Raw genomic sequence first — 21,870 nt, 5'->3', positions numbered from 1 at the left:
TTGTTCCTCCTTATTATGGAAATTGAGGAAGAAGGGGGAGCCCTGTTGATTCCTCAAATCCAAACAACTTATTAAAATTCTGCACTGCCTGTCCCGCCGCACCTTTTACTAAATTATCAATGACAGAAACAATCGTTACGACTTGGGTTGCTTCATTCATGACAAGCCCGATGTCGCAAAAATTTGAGCCAGTAACCTCTTTAATGGTCGGTAAATGCTGCTCTTTAAAACGAACAAATTGACTAGCTTGATAATAGGATTGATATAGCTGGTTCAGTTCTTCTTGGGTTACTTGTTTTTTCAGCCTGACGTATTGGTTGGCTATAAGGCCTCGTGTGATTGGTAATAAAGTCGTCGAAAACTGAATGGCTTCGATTTCTTGGTCCCATTGGTGTAGTTGCTGTACCATTTCGGGAATGTGTTGGTGTTGATTTAGTTTGTACACCCAAGCATTTTCATTAATAAAGGTAAACTGACTGGTTGGCGCTAATTTTTTTCCTGATCCAGAAACGCCGGATTTGGCATCAATAATAATCGATGTCGGATCTAGCCAACCTTCAATTGCTAGTGGTGCTAAGGCAAGTAAAGCCGCTGTCGCGTAGCATCCTGGATTGGCTACATAAGTCGCATAAGATTTCGTAAATTCACTTAAGCCATAGGTGACCTTAGCAGCATCTGGTAAGGTGCGATTGGGTTGACCATACCAAGTGTCGTATTCATCAGATGAGGATAGACGGTAATCCCCGGACAAATCAATCACGGGAAAGCCACACTGAATGAACTCGTCGGCTAATTGACTAGCTATACCAGAAGGCGTGGCAAAAAATAAACAATCGACTTGCTCCATCACTTTTTTTGAGTCAAATGGATAAATCATTTGCTCGCTCATCCCAAAGGCCGGCACCTCATCTGTCAGTCGACGAGGTTCTTCATTCTGTTGATTTCCATATAAATAAATATGATCGACTTCTGAATGATTGATGAGAAAAGAGTACAACACCATTCCGCTGTACCCCGTAACTCCTACGATACCGATATTCATTAAAACTCACTCTTTTCTGAATAAAAATCCAATAATTATCTAACAATATAATATATATTCTTTATTTTTACAATCATTTTATTAATAAATATTACTATTTTTTGCATTCATATGTATAAAAATCAAAATAAGCCCCAGAAAACTAAATATTTTTGGTTTTAAGTTGAGTAATATTAAATTTTTAAATTTGTATAAAAATAATGAAAAACAACCATTTTATACAATCAATTTCCATTTACATTCAAGGGTCAAACTTGCATTTTCATTAAAATTCGATTATAAAATAAGAAATGATTGCGTAATGATGTTGCTACTTCTCATTCACGCTAGAAAGTAAGGTGAAACCATGAAAAATTTTGTTTTGATTTCTCCTCATTTCCCGACGAATTTCCTGCCTTTTTCTGCTCGTTTAAAAGAAGCTGGTATGCATACATTAGGCATCGCTGACGTGGCCTATGAGAGCTTACCTGAGGAACTTCGTCAAAACTTAACAGAGTATTACCGTGTCGATAATATGGAAGACTATGAACAAGTCTATAAAGCTGTAGCCTTCTTTGCTTTTAAATACGGCAAAATCGATCGCATCGAATCCCATAATGAGCACTGGTTAGCCCTTGATGCCAAACTTCGCCAAGACTTTAATGTCCAAGGCTATCGCCCAGAAGACGTAGCTATTGTGACACATAAGTCAAAAATGAAGTCTGTCTTTCGCAACATCGGCCTTCCTGTCGCAAACGGCCGGGTGTTTAGCGACGCTGAAGATGCCCTCTCCTTAGCAAATGATCTTCACTATCCAGTCATAGTCAAACCCGATAACGGCGTGGGGGCTGGTGACACATTTAAGCTTGATGATGAAGCTGCTTTAACACACTTTTTAGCAAATCATGCACAAGAATCGACCTATATTATGGAAGAATTTATTCCAGGCGAGATGGTGACCTTTGATGGCTTAACCAACCAAGAAGGTGAGATTGTCTTTTATTCTTCCTTGACGTATAACGCGGCTGTTTTAGAAACTGTGGAACATGATGAAGAAATGTATTTCTTTTTACCTCGGGAAATTCCGGCTGATTTGATTGAGATGGGGACGAAGATTGTCGCTGGTTTTGGTATTTACGAGCGCTTCTTTCACTTTGAGTTTTTCCGCACGTATCCAGACGGTGCCCTCATCCCCTTAGAGGTGAATATGCGCCCACCTGGTGGACCCACAATCGATATGTTTAACTATGTCAATGACTTTGACATCTTTAAAGAATATGCAGCCATTGTGACCAAAGATCAATTCGAAGCACCGATTCGCCGTCTCTATAATTGTGGCTATGTCTCGCGCAAATACGACAAGCACCACTATGCCGTATCAGCTGACGAGTTGTGTCAAACACTAGGATCCGCCTTAATCTCAATCCAGACGATTCCAGGGATTTTCTCTGCTATTTTAGGGGATGAAGGCTACTTGATTCGCTACCCAGAGATTGACGACTTGTTCAATACCATTCAGCTCATCCGTAAAAAAGCCGAATAGCTCGTTTCATTTAAACTACTCAAACGAAGGAGATGCATTATGACCAATGACACATCTTTTTATAGTCAATCACTTAACAGAGAAATGAAGTTTCAAAAATATGGCTATGCGGGAAAACCCATCCTCGTCTTTCCTTCCTCTGGCGGTAGTTCGTATGAATTTGCTGATTTTGGCATGATTGATGCGTGTCAGTCTTTTATCGACCGTAGCTTGTTACAATTTTATACCGCAGATTCTTATGATAATGACTCTTGGCTGAACTTAGGGTTATCCGGCCATGAAAAAGTCGAAGCACATGCTCGTTACGAAGCGTATATTTTGCATGAACTCATCCCTTACATCGCGTACGACAGCCAATGGTACGGCAAAATTGCTGCGACTGGCTGTAGTATGGGGGCGTTTCATGCGATCAACTTTGCCTTACGCCATCCAGATGTCTTTGACTTGAGCATTGCGATGAGTGGTGTCTATGACGCGCGCTTTTTCACGGGTGAATTTGGTGATGATTTAGCCGTCTATTATCAATCACCACTAAACTATTTGCCGCACACGCATGATGCTTGGTATCTAGATCAATACCGGCAAAATCATTATGTCGTTGCAGTCGGACAAGGAGCTTGGGAAGGTCCTCATATCGTGGATACACGCAAGCTGGAACACGTATTTCAAGAGAAAGGCATTCCTGGTTGGTTTGACTATTGGGGTCCGGATGTGGCCTATGATTGGCCTTGGTGGCAAAAGCAGTTACCTTATTTCCTGACAGCATTAGCCAACCAAGGAATTATTTAAAAAAAGACTAGCGCGTTGTCATACAACTTGCTAGTCTTTTTTCATCATTTCTCAGCAAAAGAAAATGCTAAAAATTCGCCAAAATGATCGGCCCAATACTTTTCAAAATGTTGTTCATCCGCTAAAATTCTCAGCCAGAGATGATCTATCTCGTGCCCACCTCGTAACAGTGTCTAATAGTACCACAGTGAGCTGTCAATATACGCTTGATTGCTATTTTTGTTTAACAATGCTTGGTCGACCTCGTTGCCTTCATCGGTCCCTACTTGGATGTAAACTTTGGTGTCTTTCTGTAAGGGATGTTTGCTCACGAAGTCTAAAAAGGCTTCCTCTGAAACCCATGAGGCGAGCGAAAAAATCCCTAAAGAACCGAATACCTCAGGATAGGCCGAGCCCATATACGCCACAATTAACCCGCCCAGTGAGCTCCCCGCACAAAGCGTATACTCGCGGTCTGGCTTGGTCCGATAGTGCGTATCAATGTAAGGCTTGACGACTGTCACTACCCACTCGCTATAGACTTGTCCTGCACCTCCACTAAAACCGATTAACGCCTGGTTTTCCGCAGATAACGGCCACGGGGTATACTCATCAAAGCGCGCCTCGCCGGCATTATCAATTGCGACAATCAGCATATCAGGAAACTCGGCCGTCTGTTTCAATAAAGGAATCAATTTCCACGAATGACCCGAGTAGGCCTCTTTGCTATAAAAGACATTTTGGCCGTCATGCATATAGACGACAGGATAGTGTTTTTGCGCATGCTTTTCATAATCTTTCGGTAACAATATCCGCACGCGCCGTTGATTACCGTACGCATCAAGTAAATAATGCGTTTGAATTGGTAAATAATAATGATGATAGTTCTTCACATCCTGACCCCTCTCGTTCACCCTTTTCTTTTATTGTAACAGTTTTTTCTGCTGTCATGGAAAGTGCAAAAAGAGGTTGTGTCAAAAACGAATTTCTCGGCAATTACTCAAAAATTTTGAACGGATCGACCGAAGACGCTTTTGTCACAGCCTCTTTTTTTAAACCAATAAGGTATATAAGGATTGATTTTCGCTTAGATCAATAAAATTTGGATCAAAGCGAGCAATATTTTGTCTGAGTGGATGAATCGCTTCCCGCTGTTTTAATTGAATGCCAATGACAACCGGTCCTGTCCCTCGATTGACTTTTTTGGTGTATTCAAAACGAGTAATATCATCTTCTGGTCCCAAAATATCTGTTACAAACTCACGTAATGCGCCTGGTCGTTGAGGGAAATTTACTAAGAAGTAATGTTTTAACCCTTGATAAATTAATGACCGCTCATCGATTTCTTCCATCCGACTAATATCATTATTCCCACCACTGATGACACAAACAATGGTTTTCCCTTTGATTTTTTCTTTTAGTTGATCTAAGACTGCTACTGTCAATGCGCCTGCCGGTTCGGCGACGATCGCTTGCTTACTATATAACTCTAGAATTGTCGTACAGACTTGCCCTTCATCTACCGCATACATGTGATCGACGTAAGCTTGGGTGTGGCTAAAGGTGAGTGTCCCAACTTCTTGTACTGCTGCACCATCGACAAACTTATCAATGGTCGGTAAGTGGACGGGATGGCCTTCGTCTAACGCACGCCGCATTGATTGAGCGCCAGTTGGTTCGACACCTAAGATTTTCGTCGTTGGTGAGGTTGCTTTGACATAAGTAGCGATTCCACTAATTAACCCCCCACCACCGACTGCAGCGAGTACATAGTCGATTTCCAGCTGTTGCTTGGCCGCATCTTGCATCATTTCGATAGCAAGAGTCCCTTGACCGGCTATAATATCTGGATGATTGAACGGATCAATAAATGGCAATTGTTGGGCCGCAGCATATTCCTTGGCAGCGGCAGCCGCCTCATCAAATGTATCACCAATTAAGCGAACCTCAATGTGATCTCCACCGAAAAATTGAACCTGAGAAATTTTTTGATTAGGCGTTGGCGTGGGCATAAAAATCACACCTGGAATTTTCATCTCTTGACATGTATACGCCACACCTTGTGCATGGTTGCCTGCACTTGCACAGACAACGCCCCGTGCCACTTCACGAAATGGCCGATTTTTAATTGCGTAATAGGCACCTCTTAATTTGAACGAGCGTACTTTTTGCAAATCTTCTCGTTTTAAATAAACTTGGCAATCATATTTTTCAGATAGGTAGCGATCAAACTGTAGTGGTGTATGGGTCACTGAATCTCGAATCGTTTCATAGGCCTCTTCAATCGCTGTTCGCGTCACTAACGCACCTTCCCCTTTAGCCTGAGCTGTACTCACTTGTTCCACTCCCTCGTGATTAGTTTTTTTGTTTAACGAATGGCATCATTTTACGCAAATCATTACCGACTGCTTCGATTGGATGACCCGCATTTTTCTCACGCATTGCGTAGAAGTTTTTGAAGCCATTTTTATTGTCTTCCACAAATCCTTTGGCAAAGTTTCCATTTTGGATATCAGTTAAGACAGCTTTCATATTGGCTTTTGTTTGTTCAGTGATGACACGTGGTCCAGATACATAATCACCATATTCTGCAGTGTTTGAGATTGAGTGACGCATTTGGCCAAAGCCACCTTCATAAATCAAGTCAACGATTAGTTTCATTTCATGACAAACTTCAAAATATGCTAATTCAGGTTGGTAGCCAGCTTCTACTAATGTTTCAAATCCTGCTTCAATCATACTTGTTAAGCCACCACATAGGACTGCTTGTTCACCGAATAAATCAGTTTCTGTTTCCTCTTTAAAGGTTGTTTCCAATACACCAACTCGTGTTGCGCCAATTCCTTTTGCATAGGCAAGAGCTAGTTCAGTTGCATCGCCAGTAGCATCTTGGTAAACACCAAATAATGCTGGCACAGCAAAGCCTTGAACGAATGTCCGACGTACCAAGTGTCCTGGTCCTTTAGGTGCCACTAAAAAGACATCTACATCAGCAGGAGGTGTGATAACACCAAAATGGATATTAAAACCATGTGCAAAAGCTAGAGCGTTGCCCGCTTCTAAGTTTGGTACGATTTCGTTTTCGTAAAGATCACCTTGAATTTCATCTGGTGCTAAAATCATCACGACATCTGCTCGTTTGGTTGCTTCGGCTACTTCATAGACGTCAAATCCGTCTTCCTTAGCAGAATCCGCAGATTTCCCTGGACGAATCCCAATAACCACGTGGTGTTCATTGTCTCGTAAGTTTTGTGCATGCGCATGTCCTTGTGAGCCATAACCGACAATTGCGATTGTTTTCCCTTCTAGTTTGTCGCTTGCTACTGAGTCATCATAATAAACTTTTGCCATTTTGTGTTCCTCCTTATTTTTTCCCTCTTATTTATTCAAAAAGCAGCTATGCTTAGTGACCTCTTGTAAACCCAGTGGCGCCTGTGCGTGCGAGTTGTTTGATGCCATATGGCGCGACAACTTCGACAAACGCTTGAATTTTTTCGCTGGTGCCAACGACTTGTATCACGATTGTCTTTGAGCTTACGTCGATGACATTGGCCCGAAACGGCTCAATCATCGAGAATATCTCCGCTCTGACTGCTGCGGGAGCATTCACTTTGACCAGTGCGAGCTCTCTTTCAACATGACTCTCATCTGTAATATCCGAAACTTTGATAACATCAATCAGCTTGTTCAGCTGCTTGGTGACTTGCTCTGCTTCCGCTAAATGATCCACTTGTATCACGATGGTAATCCGAGAAGTATGATTCTGTTCGGTATGACCGACTGAGATGCTTTCAATGTTGACTTGTCGGCGACTAAGGACACCACTAAAGCGATTCAAAACACCACTTGTATTGTTGACTGTTGCTGTTACGATTCGTCTCATTTAGTCCACCCCCAGCATTTGATGATTGGCTTTTCCGGCAGGTACCATCGGCAAGACGTGCTCTGTCGGTGATACGAGAACCTCGATGACCATCGGACCTTGATAATGAAAGGCTTCGGTCAACTCTTCTTCAAAAGTCGCAGGGTCAGTTAGTCGTACTCCTTTGATGCGGTAGGCTTGTGCCAATTGCACAAAATCCGGTTGTTCATCAAAGGTTGACTCCGATCTTCTTCCCTCAAAAAAGCTCTCTTGCCACTGGCGAACCATTCCTAGCGATTGATTGTTTAGCAATACGACTTTAATTGGTAGGTTGTATTGATTTAAAATAGCTAGCTCTTGATTGGTCATTTGGAAGCCACCATCACCAACGAACAGTACGACTTCTTTGTCTGGCTGACCAATTTTAGCACCGACCGCAGCCGGAATCCCATACCCCATCGTGCCTAGACCACCGCTCGTAACGAGTTGATGATCATAGTGGAAAGGATAAAACTGCGCTGCCCACATTTGGTGTTGGCCTACATCGGTCACGACGATTGCTTCGCCGTTTGTTAATTCACCGATTTTTTCAATCACCCGTTGTGGCTTGATTTCTTCTGTTTGTGTCCGATCAAAGTTAAATGGATGACGCTGTTTGCGCAATGCATTTAATTTCAGCCAATCCTGACGAGGTTCGATTTCATCGTCCATCGCTAATAGCGCCTGTAAGGTCTGCTTAATATCGGCAACAATTGGAATAGTTGTCTCAATGACTTTTCCAATTTCGGCTGGATCAATATCCACATGTACAACCTTGGCATTTGGCACAAATTCTTTTGGTGAACTGGCGAGACGATCATCAAAGCGTGAACCAAAGTTTATTAGTAAATCACAATCGGTTAACGCCATATTGGCAGCAAAGGAGCCATGCATGCCTCCCATCCCTAAGAAAAGTGGGTGTTCTGTCGGCATGACACCTAAACCGAGCAAGGTCGCTAACGTCGGTAGCTGATACCGTTCAACAAAGGTTTGTAACTCTTTTGCAGCTTGGGCATGAATCACTCCAGCCCCGACAAGTACCAATGGTTTTTCTGCTACTTTTAGTGCTTCCATCACTTTTTTCAGTTGCAATTGATTTGGCTGTGTCGTAGGTTGATAATTTGGCAAGTGGACTTTTTTTGCAGCTTCAGGTACCGTCCGAGCAATACTCATATCTTTTGGCAAATCAATCACGACTGGTCCTTTACGTCCGGTTGTTGCTAAATGAAAGGCTTCTTTAACGATTCGCGGCAAGTCTTCTACCGCGCGTACTTGATAATTGTACTTTGTAATAGGCATGGTAATACCAGTAATATCCGCTTCTTGAAAGGCATCTTTGCCGATTCCTGGTGTTGCTACTTGACCGGTAATGACGACCATGGGCACTGAATCACTCATCGCATCAGCAATGCCGGTAATTGCATTCGTCGCACCCGGTCCACTGGTGACTAAGACGACACCGGGCTTGCCAGTTACTTTGGCATATCCTTCCGCCGCATGAGTCGCCCCTTGCTCGTGACGAGTCAAAATGTGTTTGACTCCTTCGTAAGAATAGAGTGCATCATACAGTGGCAAGACTGCACCACCAGGATAGCCAAAAATGTATTCTGTTCCTTCCGCTTTTAAGCTATCTAAAAGTATCTGAGCACCAGATTTCATCTGATTTTGCTGATCCATAATTGGCCTCCTTAATCAATTAAGTCCTCAGGTAGCTGCATCACACCACCTGTATGAGCAGATGTCACCAGCGCAGTATAGCGTGCGAGCCAACCTGATTTTACTTTTGCTTTGAATTTTGGTACTTGATCCATGCGTTCAGTGATTTCTTCATCAGATAACGCGACATTTAATGTACGGTTCACTAAGTCAATCGTTATTTCATCACCATCTTTGATTGCAGCAATTGGTCCACCTGCAGCTGCTTCTGGCGAAATGTGACCGATAGCAATTCCTCGTGTGGCACCTGAGAAACGACCATCTGTAATTAATGCGACATCTTTCCCTAAGCCGCGACCGACAATACTTGAAGTCGGTGCGAGCATTTCCGGCATACCTGGACCACCTTTTGGTCCTTCATAGCGAATGACCACCACATGTCCTTTTTGGACGGTATTATTATCAATTGCCGCAACGGCTTCATCATGTGAGCCAAAGCAGATGGCTTTTCCTTTGAAGACCTTGATTGAAGGATCGACACCACCGACTTTGATGACACTTCCTTTTGGTGCGATGTTGCCGTATAAGATTGATAACCCACCGACTGGACTATATGGATTTTCTTTTGGATGAATAACTTCAGGATTTTTAATGGTTGCTTCAGCGACATTTTCTCGAATCGTTTTACCTGATACAGTCATGCGATCTGGGTGGATGCAGCCGTCAATAGAGACTAGCTCATTGATAATCGCCGATACCCCACCTGCTTCATGCACATCATGCATCGAATATTGTGATGATGGTGCAATTTTTGATAAGTAAGGTACACGCTTAGCAATCTCGTTGATGTCTTCTAAGCGGTAATCAATTTGAGCTTCATTGGCAATGGCTAACGTATGTAAGACCGTATTTGTCGAACCACCCATCGCCATATCTAACGCAAACGCATCATCAATGGCTTCTTTGGTTACAATGTCCCGTGGCTTAATTTGTTTTTTCACTAGGTCCATTAAATGGAACGCTGATTGACGAACAAGATCACGACGTTCATCCGAGACAGCAAGCACCGTCCCATTACCCGGTAAGGCCATACCTAATATTTCCATTAGGCAATTCATGGAGTTCGCCGTAAACATACCAGCGCATGAGCCACATGTCGGACAAGCATTTTGTTCTAAAGCTTTAAATTCTTCTTCCGTCATTTGACCATCTTTAAAGGCACCGACTGCTTCAAACATCGTCGATAGTGTCGCTGTATGTCCCCGCGGATCAACCCCAGCTTTCATCGGACCGCCTGAACAAAAGATAGCTGGTACATTGGTCCGCATCGCTGCTAATAACATTCCTGGGGTAATTTTGTCACAGTTTGGAATATAAAAGACACCGTCAAACCAGTGAGCATTGATGACTGTCTCCGCTGAATCGGCAATCAATTCACGACTTGGTAATGAATAGCGCATGCCGATATGTCCCATCGCAATCCCATCGTCTACGCCAATGGTATTAAATTCAAAAGGAATCCCTCCTGCTTCACGAATCGCTTCTTTTGCGACATCGGCTAATTCTCGCAAATGCACATGTCCTGGCACAATATCAATATAAGAGTTACAGATGGCTATAAATGGTTTTTGCATATCTCGTGCGCTTTTTACGTGTCCGGTTGCGTATAGTAAACTTCTTGCAGGTGCTGCTTCAATTCCTTTTTTTATTTGATCACTTCGCATGTCTCTCTCTTCCTTTCCTCACTTAACAAAAAAAGCATCCCACAAAATCATGTGGGATGCTGTCAGTCAGAATCCCATCAAAAGCGAATAGGACTCGAACTGTCTCAGTAAAAAACCTGAAAAACATTCTAAGCCCTGGTGCTAATTAATAAGATAATGACTGATTCAATTTTTGGATACTTATTCATAGCCCCTGCTCCTAACTGGATTCTTTTTTAACGTTTGAATTATCTGTCAATTTGTAAGTTGTTGTCAGTTTATAGTTTCTTTCTACCAAAGTCAACTCTTTTTTTCATTTTATTTTTAAATGATTTTAATCTTTCTCTCAAAATATTTGTTTTCTTCGGCAATATATTAGAATGGCTATAAATAATTTATCCGAGTTATAGAAAGAAAAATAGTTATCCTCGTTTAATTGGGAATAACTATTTTTAATTGAAAATTTTATTTTGCTGTTGATCGCAGCGTGATTCCACAATTTTTTTCAATTTCATTTGTGAAGGCCGTTAGGATTTTTTCAGAAACTGGACCAATTTTTCCATTTCCGATTGTCACGTCATCGACTTGACCCACGGCGGTGACTTCGGCCGAGATACTCGAAATAAATACTTCATCCGCTGCTTTTAACTCTGCCAAGGTAAAGGGCCGTTCTTCAAAAGGGATGCTCAGTTGCTTAGCCAATGACAATATGACTTGGCGTGTAATGCCATTTAAAATATATTCATTAGCAGGATGGGTAATCAAGACGCCTTCTTTGATGATGGACACATTTGAATGAGAGCACTCAGTCACGGTATCAGGCGAGCGGTAGAAGATAGCTTCTTTCGCTCCTGCTTTTGCAGCTTGATTGGTCGCCATTAGATTGCCGAGTAAGTTCAGACTTTTGATGTCGCAATGGAGCCAGCGTGTATCAGGAACTGTAATCGTCTTAATCCCTTTGCAGTGTTCAGATAAATCACGTGGTGCAGCCATCGTAGTTGCCATAATGGCTGGCGTCAAAGATTCTTGATAGATATGATTGCGTGGTGCTTGCACCCCACGAGACACTTGAAAGTAAATCATTCCGGTGTCCAAATGATTGGCAGCAATCAGCTCAGTGAACCACCCATGAAACATTTCCTGAGGATAAGGAATCAATAAATCAATTTTTTTGGCACTTCGGTAGAGCCGATCCATATGTTCTTGGAACGTAAAAAGTTTTCCTTGGTACACTCGCAGTGCTTCATAAATGCCATCGCCAAATTGATAGCCCCGATCTTCAATATCCACTTTTGCATCAGATCGATCAATAATTTGTCCGTTCAGTAAAACCTTCATCACAGTCACCCTTTCTCTATCTGTTTCATTATGCGCTCGATTTTAATATTCTTCAATGGTCTTACGGTCATGAATGCGACTTTTCTTCCCAATCCGGGCAGCCATTTCTTGATTGATTTCGTCCAAGGTCACCCCTTTTTCAACCAATAGCACGAACAAATGATAGTGCAAATCACTGGTCTCACTAATTAATTCGGTTTGATCATTTTTAGCAGCGATGACGACTTCTGTAGCCTCTTCACCTACTTTTTTTAGAATCTTATCGACACCTTTTTCAAATAAATAAGAAGTGTATGAGCCTTCTTTCGGTGCTTGTTTGCGAGCCAAAATTTCTTGGTATACATCTTCAATTACAGTCATCTGTCTCTCCCCTTTTCGCTGTCACTGTTCGATAAAAACAACTGTGTGCCCCCGTATGACAAGCGGCACCAATTTGTTTGACACTCGCTAATAAGGTGTCTGCATCACAGTCTACTTTCATTTCTTGCAAATATTGGAAATGTCCACTCGTTGCACCTTTATGCCATAGTTCTTGGCGACTACGCGACCAATACCACCTTTGACCCGAAGCCAGTGTTCGCTCTAGGCTTTCTTCATTCATATAGGCCAACATTAATACTTCTTTCGTCTCAACATCGGTGACAATCACTGGTAGTAAGCCATGTTGCTTTGAAAATGCTAATTCACTGCTCTTCATCCATTCACTCCTTTATAAGCGCACGGGAATACCCGCTTTGGCTAATGTTTGTTTGGTCTGGGTAATACTTAATTCTCCATAATGAAAAATACTCGCGGCGAGAGCTGCCGTGACAGGTGTTGTTTGGAATACTTCGACAATATCTGCTTCGTTCCCCGCACCACCAGAAGCGATGACTGGCACAGATACAGCCGCACAAATCGCCTGATACAATGCACAATCATAGCCCGACTTGGTACCATCTTTGTCCATCGATGTCACCAATAGCTCACCTGCTCCTAATGATACGACTTTTTTCGCCCATTCGATGGCATCGATGCCTGTATCCTCTCGTCCCCCTGTCACAAAAACATGCCAAGAGTCTCCCACCTTTTTGACATCAATGGCAACGACAATGCACTGATTGCCAAATTTCTGGGCGCCTTGCTGGATGAGCTCAGGGTGATGGACGGCAGCAGAATTAATGGCGACTTTATCCGCACCTGCTCGTAGCAAACGGTGCCACTGCCATTGAAATCGGTGTGCCTTTTTCTGATCCTGTTGCAGATGGCCCAGTGATTCAGTTAGCCGGCATAGCAGCTAGAGAACAAGGAACCACCTTGAAAAAAATTGTGCACGCCCTACAAGAAATTCATTCACCTGTGCCGTTGATTCTCATGGGCTACACCAATTCCTTCTTTCGTTACGAATTGGAACAATTGGTAGCCGATCTTGCAACGACCGATGTCCAAGGATTCATCATCCCTGACTTACCCTACGAACATCGCCAAATAATCTTGCCTCTCTTAGAAACGAGTAAGATAGCGTTGATTCCACTTATTTCGTTAACCAGTCCGCTCTCACGCATCCATCAGTTAACCAAAGATGCAGAAGGATTCGTCTATGCCGTGACCGTAAACGGGACGACAGGAACTGGACAATCTTATAAAAACTCCCTAGACGAACATTTACGGCAAGTCACTAAAGAAAGCCCTATACCCGTACTTGCCGGCTTTGGTATCTCCACTCCCGAACACGTCCGTCGCTTCCTCACCTGCTGTGACGGTGCAGTCGTCGGATCGACTATCGTCGCATCGCTGAAAGAAAACGGCATCGAAGCAACGGGTGAACTAGTCCATTAATTAACCGAGCCTATAAGATAAAAAAGGCCAAAAAATCCAGAAGCAGTTCTCAAACTTTTGGATTTTTTGGCTGTTTGTCGTAGTAACTAGTCTCGCTATTTATTCAGTCTCGTAGCAAAAAATTAAATATGTCCTACTCGAGGCATCTTTATTTCGTGCGCAAAATTTTTTCCATCTTTTTTCCCTTAGCTAATTCATCAACCAACTTATCCATGTAACGAATTTTTTTCATCAATGGATCTTGAATTTCTTCAATTTGCACACCACAAATTTTCCCTTTGATTAATCCAGCTAAAGGATGAATCTCGGCCACTTCAAAAAATTCTTTTAACGTGCGTTTTTCCGTCATCAATGTCTGAAACTGTTCATCTGAAAAACCAGTAAGCCAACTCAATACCGCATCCAATTCCTCTTTGGTACGTTCTTTCCGTTCAATTTTCTTTAGGTAAAGATCATAAATAGATGCAAATGACATATTGTATAAACGCGTATAATCCATATTATTCTCCTTTTTGAGGGTGATTATTCTCAGAGATTCTATCCTCTGTATTGATTATACAAGATATTTTACATAGCCTATGTATTCAAGTCTATAGAAAACACTATTCGAATCAACATAGCTCTAAAACGACCAACGTGTGCAACTGGAAGAAGCGTTTGTTTTGGAAGCATTCGATTCAACATAGCTCTAAAACTAACACCGTAACCGAAACGCTGTACTCTTAGTTTTGGAAGCATTCGATTCAACATAGCTCTAAAACATTGATCGATAACTTGGTAGACAATCGATTGTTTTGGAAGCATTCGATTCAACATAGCTCTAAAACAAATTGAAATGCTTATAGAAGATTGGCAAGGTTTTGGAAGCATTCGATTCAACATAGCTCTAAAACTTCCAACAGATGGTTGATTATTTTGTTCGCGTTTTGGAAGCATTCGATTCAACATAGCTCTAAAACGACGAGCCAACTCTATTGAATTAGGCGTTTGTTTTGGAAGCATTCGATTCAACATAGCTCTAAAACCCTTTGTTGCCAAATCTTTAGCAAACTGTGGTTTTGGAAGCATTCGATTCAACATAGCTCTAAAACATTGATCGATAACTTGGTAGACAATCGATTGTTTTGGAAGCATTCGATTCAACATAGCTCTAAAACAAATTGAAATGCTTATAGAAGATTGGCAAGGTTTTGGAAGCATTCGATTCAACATAGCTCTAAAACTCAGTATTTGATTCTTTATATCCGGTTGGGGTTTTGGAAGCATTCGATTCAACATAGCTCTAAAACAAAAGACAACAGGTCGAATCAACGAAGTGTGTTTTGGAAGCATTCGATTCAACATAGCTCTAAAACAGCTGAAAATCACAATAGATGGGCTCTTTTGTTTTGGAAGCATTCGATTCAACATAGCTCTAAAACATCCAGCATACACACTAAACATCCATGCAAGTTTTGGAAGCATTCGATTCAACATAGCTCTAAAACCGAAAGAGATGGGGTTTTGTTGTTATGCTTGTTTTGGAAGCATTCGATTCAACATAGCTCTAAAACCACAGTCTACTGGGATAGATACTTTTTCGTGTTTTGGAAGCATTCGATTCAACATAGCTCTAAAACATCCTAAGTCGCAATCAACAAACAAGACGTGTTTTGGAAGCATTCGATTCAACATAGCTCTAAAACAGCATATATGTTGATAGACCGCTTATGAGCGTTTTGGAAGCATTCGATTCAACATAGCTCTAAAACTACTTTGCCTGCATTCGTGCGAAAAGCTTTAGTTTTGGAAGCATTCGATTCAACATAGCTCTAAAACATAATTCCACTCCAAACTCAAACAACATCAGTTTTGGAAGCATTCGATTCAACATAGCTCTAAAACTGGCTCTTTACATTGTTGTATTGTTGATTAGTTTTGGAAGCATTCGATTCAACATAGCTCTAAAACTTCCAACAGATGGTTGATTATTTTGTTCGCGTTTTGGAAGCATTCGATTCAACATAGCTCTAAAACCTCGCAGATATTTTTTATCTCCAAAGTTCCGTAATCGCGCTATTCACTCTAGCAAAGTTTCAGAATCGAATGCAGTAAATTTTATCAAATATTCAATTGTCAAGGAACAATTATTTATCTATAAATCTAAATCCAAATAGTAGTCGGAATCTAAAACATACTGTGGCATCCCCTCTACTCTGTGTCCCTCTATCATCAATAATTTAACATGATTCAATTTTACATATTCGTCTAGATATTTCATTTCTTTTTTCGTTAAATAAGTACCCACATTAATAAAAATTAGCAGTTTCTTTTTAGTCAAAAATTTAAAAACTTGGATAATCTCAATTACCTTATCAAAAATTGTATCACTCTTCACCTCAATTTTAATCCCCAATGATTTAAAAAGTTCCTGTATAGTAATTTCGTCATACTCTAAATCCATTTCATTTTCAATCAATTCATAACTGATGATTTCGGTTATTGTGGAAGTCAATTTGTCAATCATCGATTTAACTTCCGGTTGTTGATTCAGCTGATCTTCCAAATCTGCATAGATTAACTTCAAAATCCCCGCAGAATTTATATCATATCCAAAAATATCTGTAATAGTTACTAATTCACTTGATTTTAGTGATTCGTACCTATCATTATATATTTTAAAATCGCCATCTAATTCATATTGATATACTTGCCTAATTATCTGAGAAAATATGATGACATCTTCAATCACTAAAATTGTTAAATCCTCAATTTGAATTGGTTGATCTAAAAGAGTAAAGTTAATCTTCAGCATTTTCACTCTCTCCTAAAATAATTAGTCTAGTATCTGTATTTGAAATAGCTGTATCTCTTTCGCCACTTAAATAAATCATTCTTGCAAATTGTTTTTCAGTCACCGTTAAAATTGTTATAGAGCCCGTATTCGGATTGTGCTCTCTTAGTCTTGCTATCATTGATTTGTTTGCAGTGTCATTTAGCAACAGCTTACTATAAACAGAGTATTGATGCATAATAAAACCTTCACTGAGTAAAAAATTACGGAATTTACGATAAGCTTTTCTTTCACTTGCTGAATCAGTAGGCATATCAAACATTAATAATAATCTCATATATCGATAACTCATATCCTAAATACAGGAACTCCTTTCTGCTCGTTATTCAATACTTTTATAGCTTTTTTCGTATAATCGCTAATGATATTATTCAAAAACATTTCTTTATCATTATATATTATATATATGTGTTTGAAAAAATAGCAAACAATTGGGTTTTGATATATTTAAAATCCTGATCTTTATTATCAAACACAATTTCGTCAATAATTATACGGAAAGGCTCCATGATATCGCTAGGTAAATTAAAATCATTGAACTGATTTGCATGCTTTAATCCAAACTGAGTCATACAGCCCATGCAAACAATTTCTCGTGCAAACATACTCATTAGTAACGTATATCCATAATTTAATGCTGCATTGATATCATTTTCTTGGTTGCGAGTAAACTTATTTCCAAATAATGCATTAAAATATATTCTCGCTGCGTGTCCTTCTCGATTAGTTGGATCATAAGTTTGCAAATTGTTATATAGCGACAAAATAGCCTGCTCTTTTTCTAGAAGTCCTCTTTTTTTGAGATGATTGCTTTGATTCAAAATTTTCTGACCAATGATTTCTGTCCAAACCCAACTTTTCATATCTTCAACCCATGTAAGTTGCTTGGTCAACTGGAGACTACTATCGTGTCGTCCATAAAAAGGCATAATCTTTGCAATAGGTAACCGTTTATCATCACAAAAAATTAATAAGATTTTTTCATCAACAATTCGTTTCATCAGCATCGTTGTAATGGTTATATCTGTTGTCTCGAGTAGAATAGTATCAATTTCTGACAAGTGAATCATTTCTGTCTGCTTAGAACTACGAAAAATAAGATGATTATTCTTGTATGATAGTTTTGAGTGGGTATTGACCACAATCGTTCTCCACCCCATTGCTAGACCTCCGTTAGACGTACCCTTGTCTCATATAGCCCAGTAATCGATTGGTGGATAAAAACCGCATCAATTATTTCACTTATGGAAACATATCGTTTTCTGGGTATCTTCTCACCAAAAAATTCAAAATCTGCAGGAGCTCCCATAGCAGTAAATGTTAATAAGTTAATAAACGATTTTGCTATTTCTTGTTCACTTGCCTTGTGAAAATTATTTTCAAATATTTTTTCTATTTTCTTTAGATTTGTATCTGCTGAAATATATTTGCTTGAGAAATCTACAATATATTCAAAAATTTCTCTAAATTTCTCTTTGTTATTTTGAATGTAACTCACGCTATCGCTATTTTTACCATTAATAATTTTTTTCGAATGGTACAATAACTCCATTAAATGTCCTGGAATGATCAACTGGTTTCCTTTTTGAGTTTCAGAAGCACTTGCCACCATTCTTCTACGGCCATTTTCAAATTCGAATAAAGAATATTTAGGTAAAACAGCCTCAACTTTTGGATTATGGTAATCTTTTTTTGATAAATAGAGAGTTGGATATCGCTCAAAACTTTCTCTATCTTGAATTGTTATGCCAACTATTTTAAATGATCTAGCTTTCCTTTTCCCTTTATCAAAACTAAGTAAAATAGCATAGGCAACTACTGGGCTATCAAATCCACCATATTTTTTTGTATTCCATTGCTGCTTTCTTCTAATCAGTTTTTGAGATTCACCTTTTGGTTGTATCGATTCTTTAGAGAACCCACCTTTTTGAATTTCAACTTTCTTCACGACGTTTACTTGATGCATACCTAGTGTCTTAATTACTTGTGCTATTGTTTCTTGCTTATTCCATAAAATTTCTCCATCATCATTGATAATATAGTCTTTGCTAGCAAAATATCTTGTGATATTGCTATAAAATTGTTTTTTTATAGTCGCCTTATTTTGATCATGTATGGAATTTTTACCATACTCTCCATAAACAAATTCTGGCTTCAACTGTGGGTATACTCTCAACAAAGATAGAGCTACTACTGCATTCAAATACGCATCATGAGCGTGATGTAGATCGTTTATTTCGCGCACTTTATAAAGATTGAAAGTCTTTCTAAATTCTGAAACAAGAGCCGATTTCAATGTAATTATCTGAACATCTCGATTATTACTATCTTCGTTAAATTTCGAATCTAAAATTGTCGCTACGTGTTTCGTAATTTGTCTAGTTTCAACTAACTGTCTTTTCAAAAATCCTGCTTTGTCACTTTCCGTTAGTTCTTTTTTAGTTAGATTTGCATACTTACGCTCACTTATAAGTTTGGCATTTAGCAACTTTCTCCAAAAGCGATCCATTTTTCTGACCACTTCTTCACTTGGCACATTGTCAGATTTCCCTCTGTTTGACTTAGAAGTAGTCAATACTCGATTATCAATAGAATTATCTGTTAAGAAACTTTGTGGGATAATATGGTCGATATCGTAGGTCGATAGGTGATCGATATCTAATTCATGTCCAGTGTACATATCTTTTCCATTTTGAAGATAGTACAAGTAAAGTCTGTCATTTTGAAGCTGCTTGTTATCAATCGAACTCCCCTTTAAAACACTGTCAGAGAATTCTTTCAATCCATTTTCAATACCTTTCAATCTTGGCTTGGAATTTTGTTTTCCACGGCCTGTTGTTTGGTTTTCTCTGGCCATCTCTACCACGATGTTTTTAGGCTTGTAACCCATGATAGCAACAAGCTCATCTACTATTTTTAAGCTCTGTAAGATTCCTTTTTTTATTGCTGGACTTCCACTCAATTCGGAAACAATCTCTTCAGCAGATTGCTGTTCTTTATACGCTTGGCTGTCTTCAATTATTTTCTTAAAAGATAGGTGATCATCGTTAATTAATTGCATGAAATTACGATTTACTATATACGAATCAGATTCATCTTCAATTAAATAATCCAAAATCGTCTTGCCAGAATTTTTGTCGTGAATTCCATCAATTAGTCTAGCTGACAATCTGCCCCACCCGGTATATTTTCTGCGGCTCAATGCTTTTATCGTTTTTGTCGATAAATTCAGTGGTAATTGTTCAAGTTGATTTTGAATCATCGAGCGATCTTCAAAGACAGTTAATACTTTTATTACTTCTTCCAAAGTATCTTGATATTTTTCGTCATCTAAATAGGGATGCAGTTCATCAAATTTTTTCAAATCTAAATATGTCCCAAAATTGGCATTAAATTGCTCTTCAATTCCTTTTACTGATGGGCTTGATATTGATAGTTCGCTACGTAAATAGTTTTCTAATTTTTTCTTTGTTACTTTCCTTTCACTTTTAAATAGTTTTTCAAAGATATCTTCTTTTTCTTCGGCTGAAAATCGTTGGAAAACACCTCTATCATCCGCATACAATACTTTTGTCAGTTCATTAAAGACTGTAAACTTTTCATAGATTAAGCTATGTCTAGGCAAAACATTTTCGTTAAGATAAATATCTTTTATCGTCATTCTTTCAATAAAGGCTACTGCTGAAGCATTCTCATCGACAACATCATTCATATTCCAAGGTCGAATTGGTTCATCCGATTTTCTTATATTCCAAGCAAATCTACTTTGCTCATTGTGTTTCGCCAATGGACCAACATAGTAAGGAATTCTTACTTTAAATATTTGTTCTATTTTTTCATGATTTTCTTTCAAAAATGAATAGTATTTTTCTTGTTTTCTCAGTATTGCACGTAATTCTTCTGCATGGACTTGATGCGGGATAACACCATTATCATATGTTCTTTGCTTCCGTAAAAAGTTTTCTTGTTCTATTTTCTCAATAAAATACTGGTACCCGCTCTTCTGAACAAAAGTGGTTTTCAAGTATTTATAAAATTCTTCCTCTTTCGTCTTTCCATCAATGTATCCGGCGTATCCATTTTTTGTCGCATCATTAAAAATCTCAGCATACTTATCTGGAATATGCTCTTTTACAAACCTTTTTAATAACTTTAAATCTTTGGCATGCTCTTCATATCTTTGGATCATCGAAGCTGACAACTTTGCCCTTGTTTTCTCCGTTGAAGTTAAAATTCCAGCTAATAAGATTGCTTGATACAAATTTTGTGCTGCTACAAATATATCGCCGTATTCATCCCCAATTATTGCTAATAAATTCTCATTGTTTTCTTCATAATCATCCGTTGATAGCTGCAACTTTTGATCTTCTTCAAGTTGGAAAACTTTCTTGAAGTTACCTTGATTTCCTACAATCAACTTGATAAATTGCGCGAAGATTCCTGTTCCTTTTTCATCTGGAAAAAGTTTAAGAACATTATCAGCTCGTTCAGACTTACTTAACTGCTGGGTTAATACTTCAGAAAAATCGATGGACTCATCAATGAATTGAAACCCTTCTAACTCGCTTAATGTCTGATTGTATAGCTGAACAAAAACTTTGGAAAGCTCGATAACTGAGTTGTTCTCAGTATTCAATTCACCTTCAATTAAAAAGTTCCCTCTAAACTTAACAATATGCGCAATAGCCAAGTAAACGAGTCTTAGATCAGCTTTTTCATCACCGTCAGCTAAATATTTTCTCAAATGATAAATAGTAGGGAACTGCTCATGAAAGTGGATTTCCTCATCCAAAGTACCAAAAATCGGGTGTTTATCATATTTAGCATCGTCTGCAACAAGAAAACTTTCATTTAGCCGATAAAAGAAGTTACTGTCCAAATGATTCATCTCTGGTTGAAATATTTCTTGAAGATAGCAAATTCTATTTTTTCTTCTCGCAATTCTTCGACGCGAGGTTCGTTTCATTCTGGCTTCTTGTGCTGTTTGGCCGCTTTCAAATAATCGCACACCCCAAAAATTTTTTTTGATTGATTTCTTTTCCGTATTCCCAAATACGTTCATTTTTTTTGAAATCACTTTGTAATCATCTGTCACAACAGAATAGCCAACAGAGTTCGTACCGATATCCAATCCAATCGTGTAATCATTTTTCATTCTTTTCCCTCCTACTATTTAATTTTTAAAATTAATCGCTTGCAAAAATAAAAATATTTGTTAAACTATATTTGTTGGTAGCATTCGACTCAACATAGCAAGTTAAAATAAGGTTTAACCGTACTCAACTTTTA

At 39.2% G+C, this 21,870-nt stretch carries 16 protein-coding genes, 3 pseudogenes and 1 CRISPR repeat array; of the genes and pseudogenes, 3 read left to right on the top strand and 16 right to left on the bottom strand.

Annotated elements, in window-relative coordinates; all coding sequences use genetic code 11:
• Nucleotides 1-13: 13 nt before the first annotated feature.
• Nucleotides 14-1,042, bottom strand: a complete 1,029-nt coding sequence (argC, locus tag NE257_RS00995; protein ID WP_007208980.1) for an N-acetyl-gamma-glutamyl-phosphate reductase — start codon at nt 1,040-1,042, stop codon at nt 14-16.
• Between the two features lie 346 nt (nt 1,043-1,388).
• Between argC and NE257_RS00990 the strand changes: the two genes are divergently transcribed.
• A complete protein-coding gene (locus NE257_RS00990; RefSeq protein ID WP_007208981.1) occupies nt 1,389-2,564 on the top strand; it encodes an ATP-grasp domain-containing protein in 1,176 nt (391 codons plus the stop codon).
• Between the two features lie 39 nt (nt 2,565-2,603).
• Entirely contained in the window at nt 2,604-3,353 is a 750-nt protein-coding gene (locus NE257_RS00985; RefSeq protein WP_251885585.1) for an esterase family protein, read from the top strand.
• Between the two features lie 44 nt (nt 3,354-3,397).
• Here NE257_RS00985 and NE257_RS00980 read toward each other — a convergent pair.
• From NE257_RS00980 to hisF, 10 genes and pseudogenes are all read right to left on the bottom strand, one after another.
• Nucleotides 3,398-4,225 (bottom strand): annotated as a pseudogene (locus tag NE257_RS00980) (alpha/beta hydrolase).
• A gap of 159 nt (nt 4,226-4,384) precedes the next feature.
• Entirely contained in the window at nt 4,385-5,677 is a 1,293-nt protein-coding gene (gene ilvA, locus NE257_RS00975; protein ID WP_251851111.1) for a threonine ammonia-lyase IlvA, read from the bottom strand.
• A 10-nt stretch (nt 5,678-5,687) separates the two neighbouring features.
• Nucleotides 5,688-6,683: a ketol-acid reductoisomerase gene (ilvC, locus tag NE257_RS00970; RefSeq protein WP_251885584.1), complete on the bottom strand. Its 996-nt coding sequence runs from the start codon at nt 6,681-6,683 to the stop codon at nt 5,688-5,690.
• Between the two features lie 52 nt (nt 6,684-6,735).
• Entirely contained in the window at nt 6,736-7,215 is a 480-nt protein-coding gene (ilvN, locus tag NE257_RS00965; protein ID WP_007208986.1) for an acetolactate synthase small subunit, read from the bottom strand.
• Complete coding sequence (ilvB, locus tag NE257_RS00960; RefSeq protein ID WP_007208987.1) at nt 7,216-8,910, bottom strand: biosynthetic-type acetolactate synthase large subunit; 1,695 nt, start codon at nt 8,908-8,910, stop codon at nt 7,216-7,218.
• An 11-nt stretch (nt 8,911-8,921) separates the two neighbouring features.
• Nucleotides 8,922-10,613, bottom strand: coding sequence for a dihydroxy-acid dehydratase (gene ilvD, locus NE257_RS00955; protein ID WP_007208988.1), 1,692 nt, complete (start codon nt 10,611-10,613; stop codon nt 8,922-8,924).
• A gap of 444 nt (nt 10,614-11,057) precedes the next feature.
• The gene (gene dat / locus NE257_RS00950; protein WP_251851109.1) at nt 11,058-11,930 is read right to left on the bottom strand and encodes a D-amino-acid transaminase; all 873 of its coding nucleotides are present in this window, start codon (nt 11,928-11,930) and stop codon (nt 11,058-11,060) included.
• Between the two features lie 42 nt (nt 11,931-11,972).
• Entirely contained in the window at nt 11,973-12,290 is a 318-nt protein-coding gene (gene hisE / locus NE257_RS00945; RefSeq protein WP_251885583.1) for a phosphoribosyl-ATP diphosphatase, read from the bottom strand.
• On the bottom strand, nt 12,277-12,627 hold the full coding sequence (gene hisI, locus NE257_RS00940) for a phosphoribosyl-AMP cyclohydrolase (RefSeq protein WP_251885582.1): 351 nt from the start codon (nt 12,625-12,627) through the stop codon (nt 12,277-12,279). Before hisI ends, hisE begins: the two co-directional genes overlap by 14 nt.
• 12 nt (nt 12,628-12,639) lie before the next feature.
• Nucleotides 12,640-13,128 (bottom strand): annotated as a pseudogene (gene hisF, locus NE257_RS00935) (imidazole glycerol phosphate synthase subunit HisF); the annotation flags it as partial.
• 20 nt (nt 13,129-13,148) lie between these two features.
• Between hisF and trpA the strand changes: the two are divergent.
• Entirely contained in the window at nt 13,149-13,748 is a 600-nt protein-coding gene (trpA, locus tag NE257_RS00930; protein ID WP_420871101.1) for a tryptophan synthase subunit alpha, read from the top strand.
• Nucleotides 13,749-13,896: 148 nt separating this feature from the next.
• Here trpA and NE257_RS00925 read toward each other — a convergent pair whose 3' ends face one another.
• From NE257_RS00925 to cas9, 5 genes and pseudogenes are all read right to left on the bottom strand, one after another.
• Nucleotides 13,897-14,247: a DUF2200 domain-containing protein gene (locus tag NE257_RS00925; RefSeq protein ID WP_251885581.1), complete on the bottom strand. Its 351-nt coding sequence runs from the start codon at nt 14,245-14,247 to the stop codon at nt 13,897-13,899.
• Nucleotides 14,248-14,407: 160 nt separating this feature from the next.
• A CRISPR array of direct repeats spans nt 14,408-15,764; the repeat unit is 36 nt; unit sequence GTTTTGGAAGCATTCGATTCAACATAGCTCTAAAAC.
• 118 nt (nt 15,765-15,882) lie between these two features.
• A complete protein-coding gene (gene csn2 / locus NE257_RS00920; RefSeq protein ID WP_251885580.1) occupies nt 15,883-16,542 on the bottom strand; it encodes a type II-A CRISPR-associated protein Csn2 in 660 nt (219 codons plus the stop codon).
• Nucleotides 16,529-16,873: a CRISPR-associated endonuclease Cas2 gene (gene cas2, locus NE257_RS00915; protein WP_251885579.1), complete on the bottom strand. Its 345-nt coding sequence runs from the start codon at nt 16,871-16,873 to the stop codon at nt 16,529-16,531. The genes csn2 and cas2 overlap by 14 nt, the downstream gene beginning before the upstream one ends.
• A pseudogene (cas1, locus tag NE257_RS00910) lies at nt 16,870-17,741 on the bottom strand (type II CRISPR-associated endonuclease Cas1). The gene cas2 and the pseudogene cas1 overlap by 4 nt, the downstream one beginning before the upstream one ends.
• Nucleotides 17,742-17,743: 2 nt before the next feature.
• Nucleotides 17,744-21,736 (bottom strand): type II CRISPR RNA-guided endonuclease Cas9, encoded by a 3,993-nt coding sequence (gene cas9, locus NE257_RS00905; RefSeq protein ID WP_251885578.1) that lies wholly within the window; start codon nt 21,734-21,736, stop codon nt 17,744-17,746.
• Between the last annotated feature and the right edge of the window lie 134 nt (nt 21,737-21,870).

It is taken from the genome of Enterococcus italicus (genome assembly GCF_023743875.1).
Taxonomy (GTDB): domain Bacteria; phylum Bacillota; class Bacilli; order Lactobacillales; family Enterococcaceae; genus Enterococcus_G; species Enterococcus_G italicus.
This window is presented reverse-complemented; position numbering and strand designations above follow the sequence as displayed.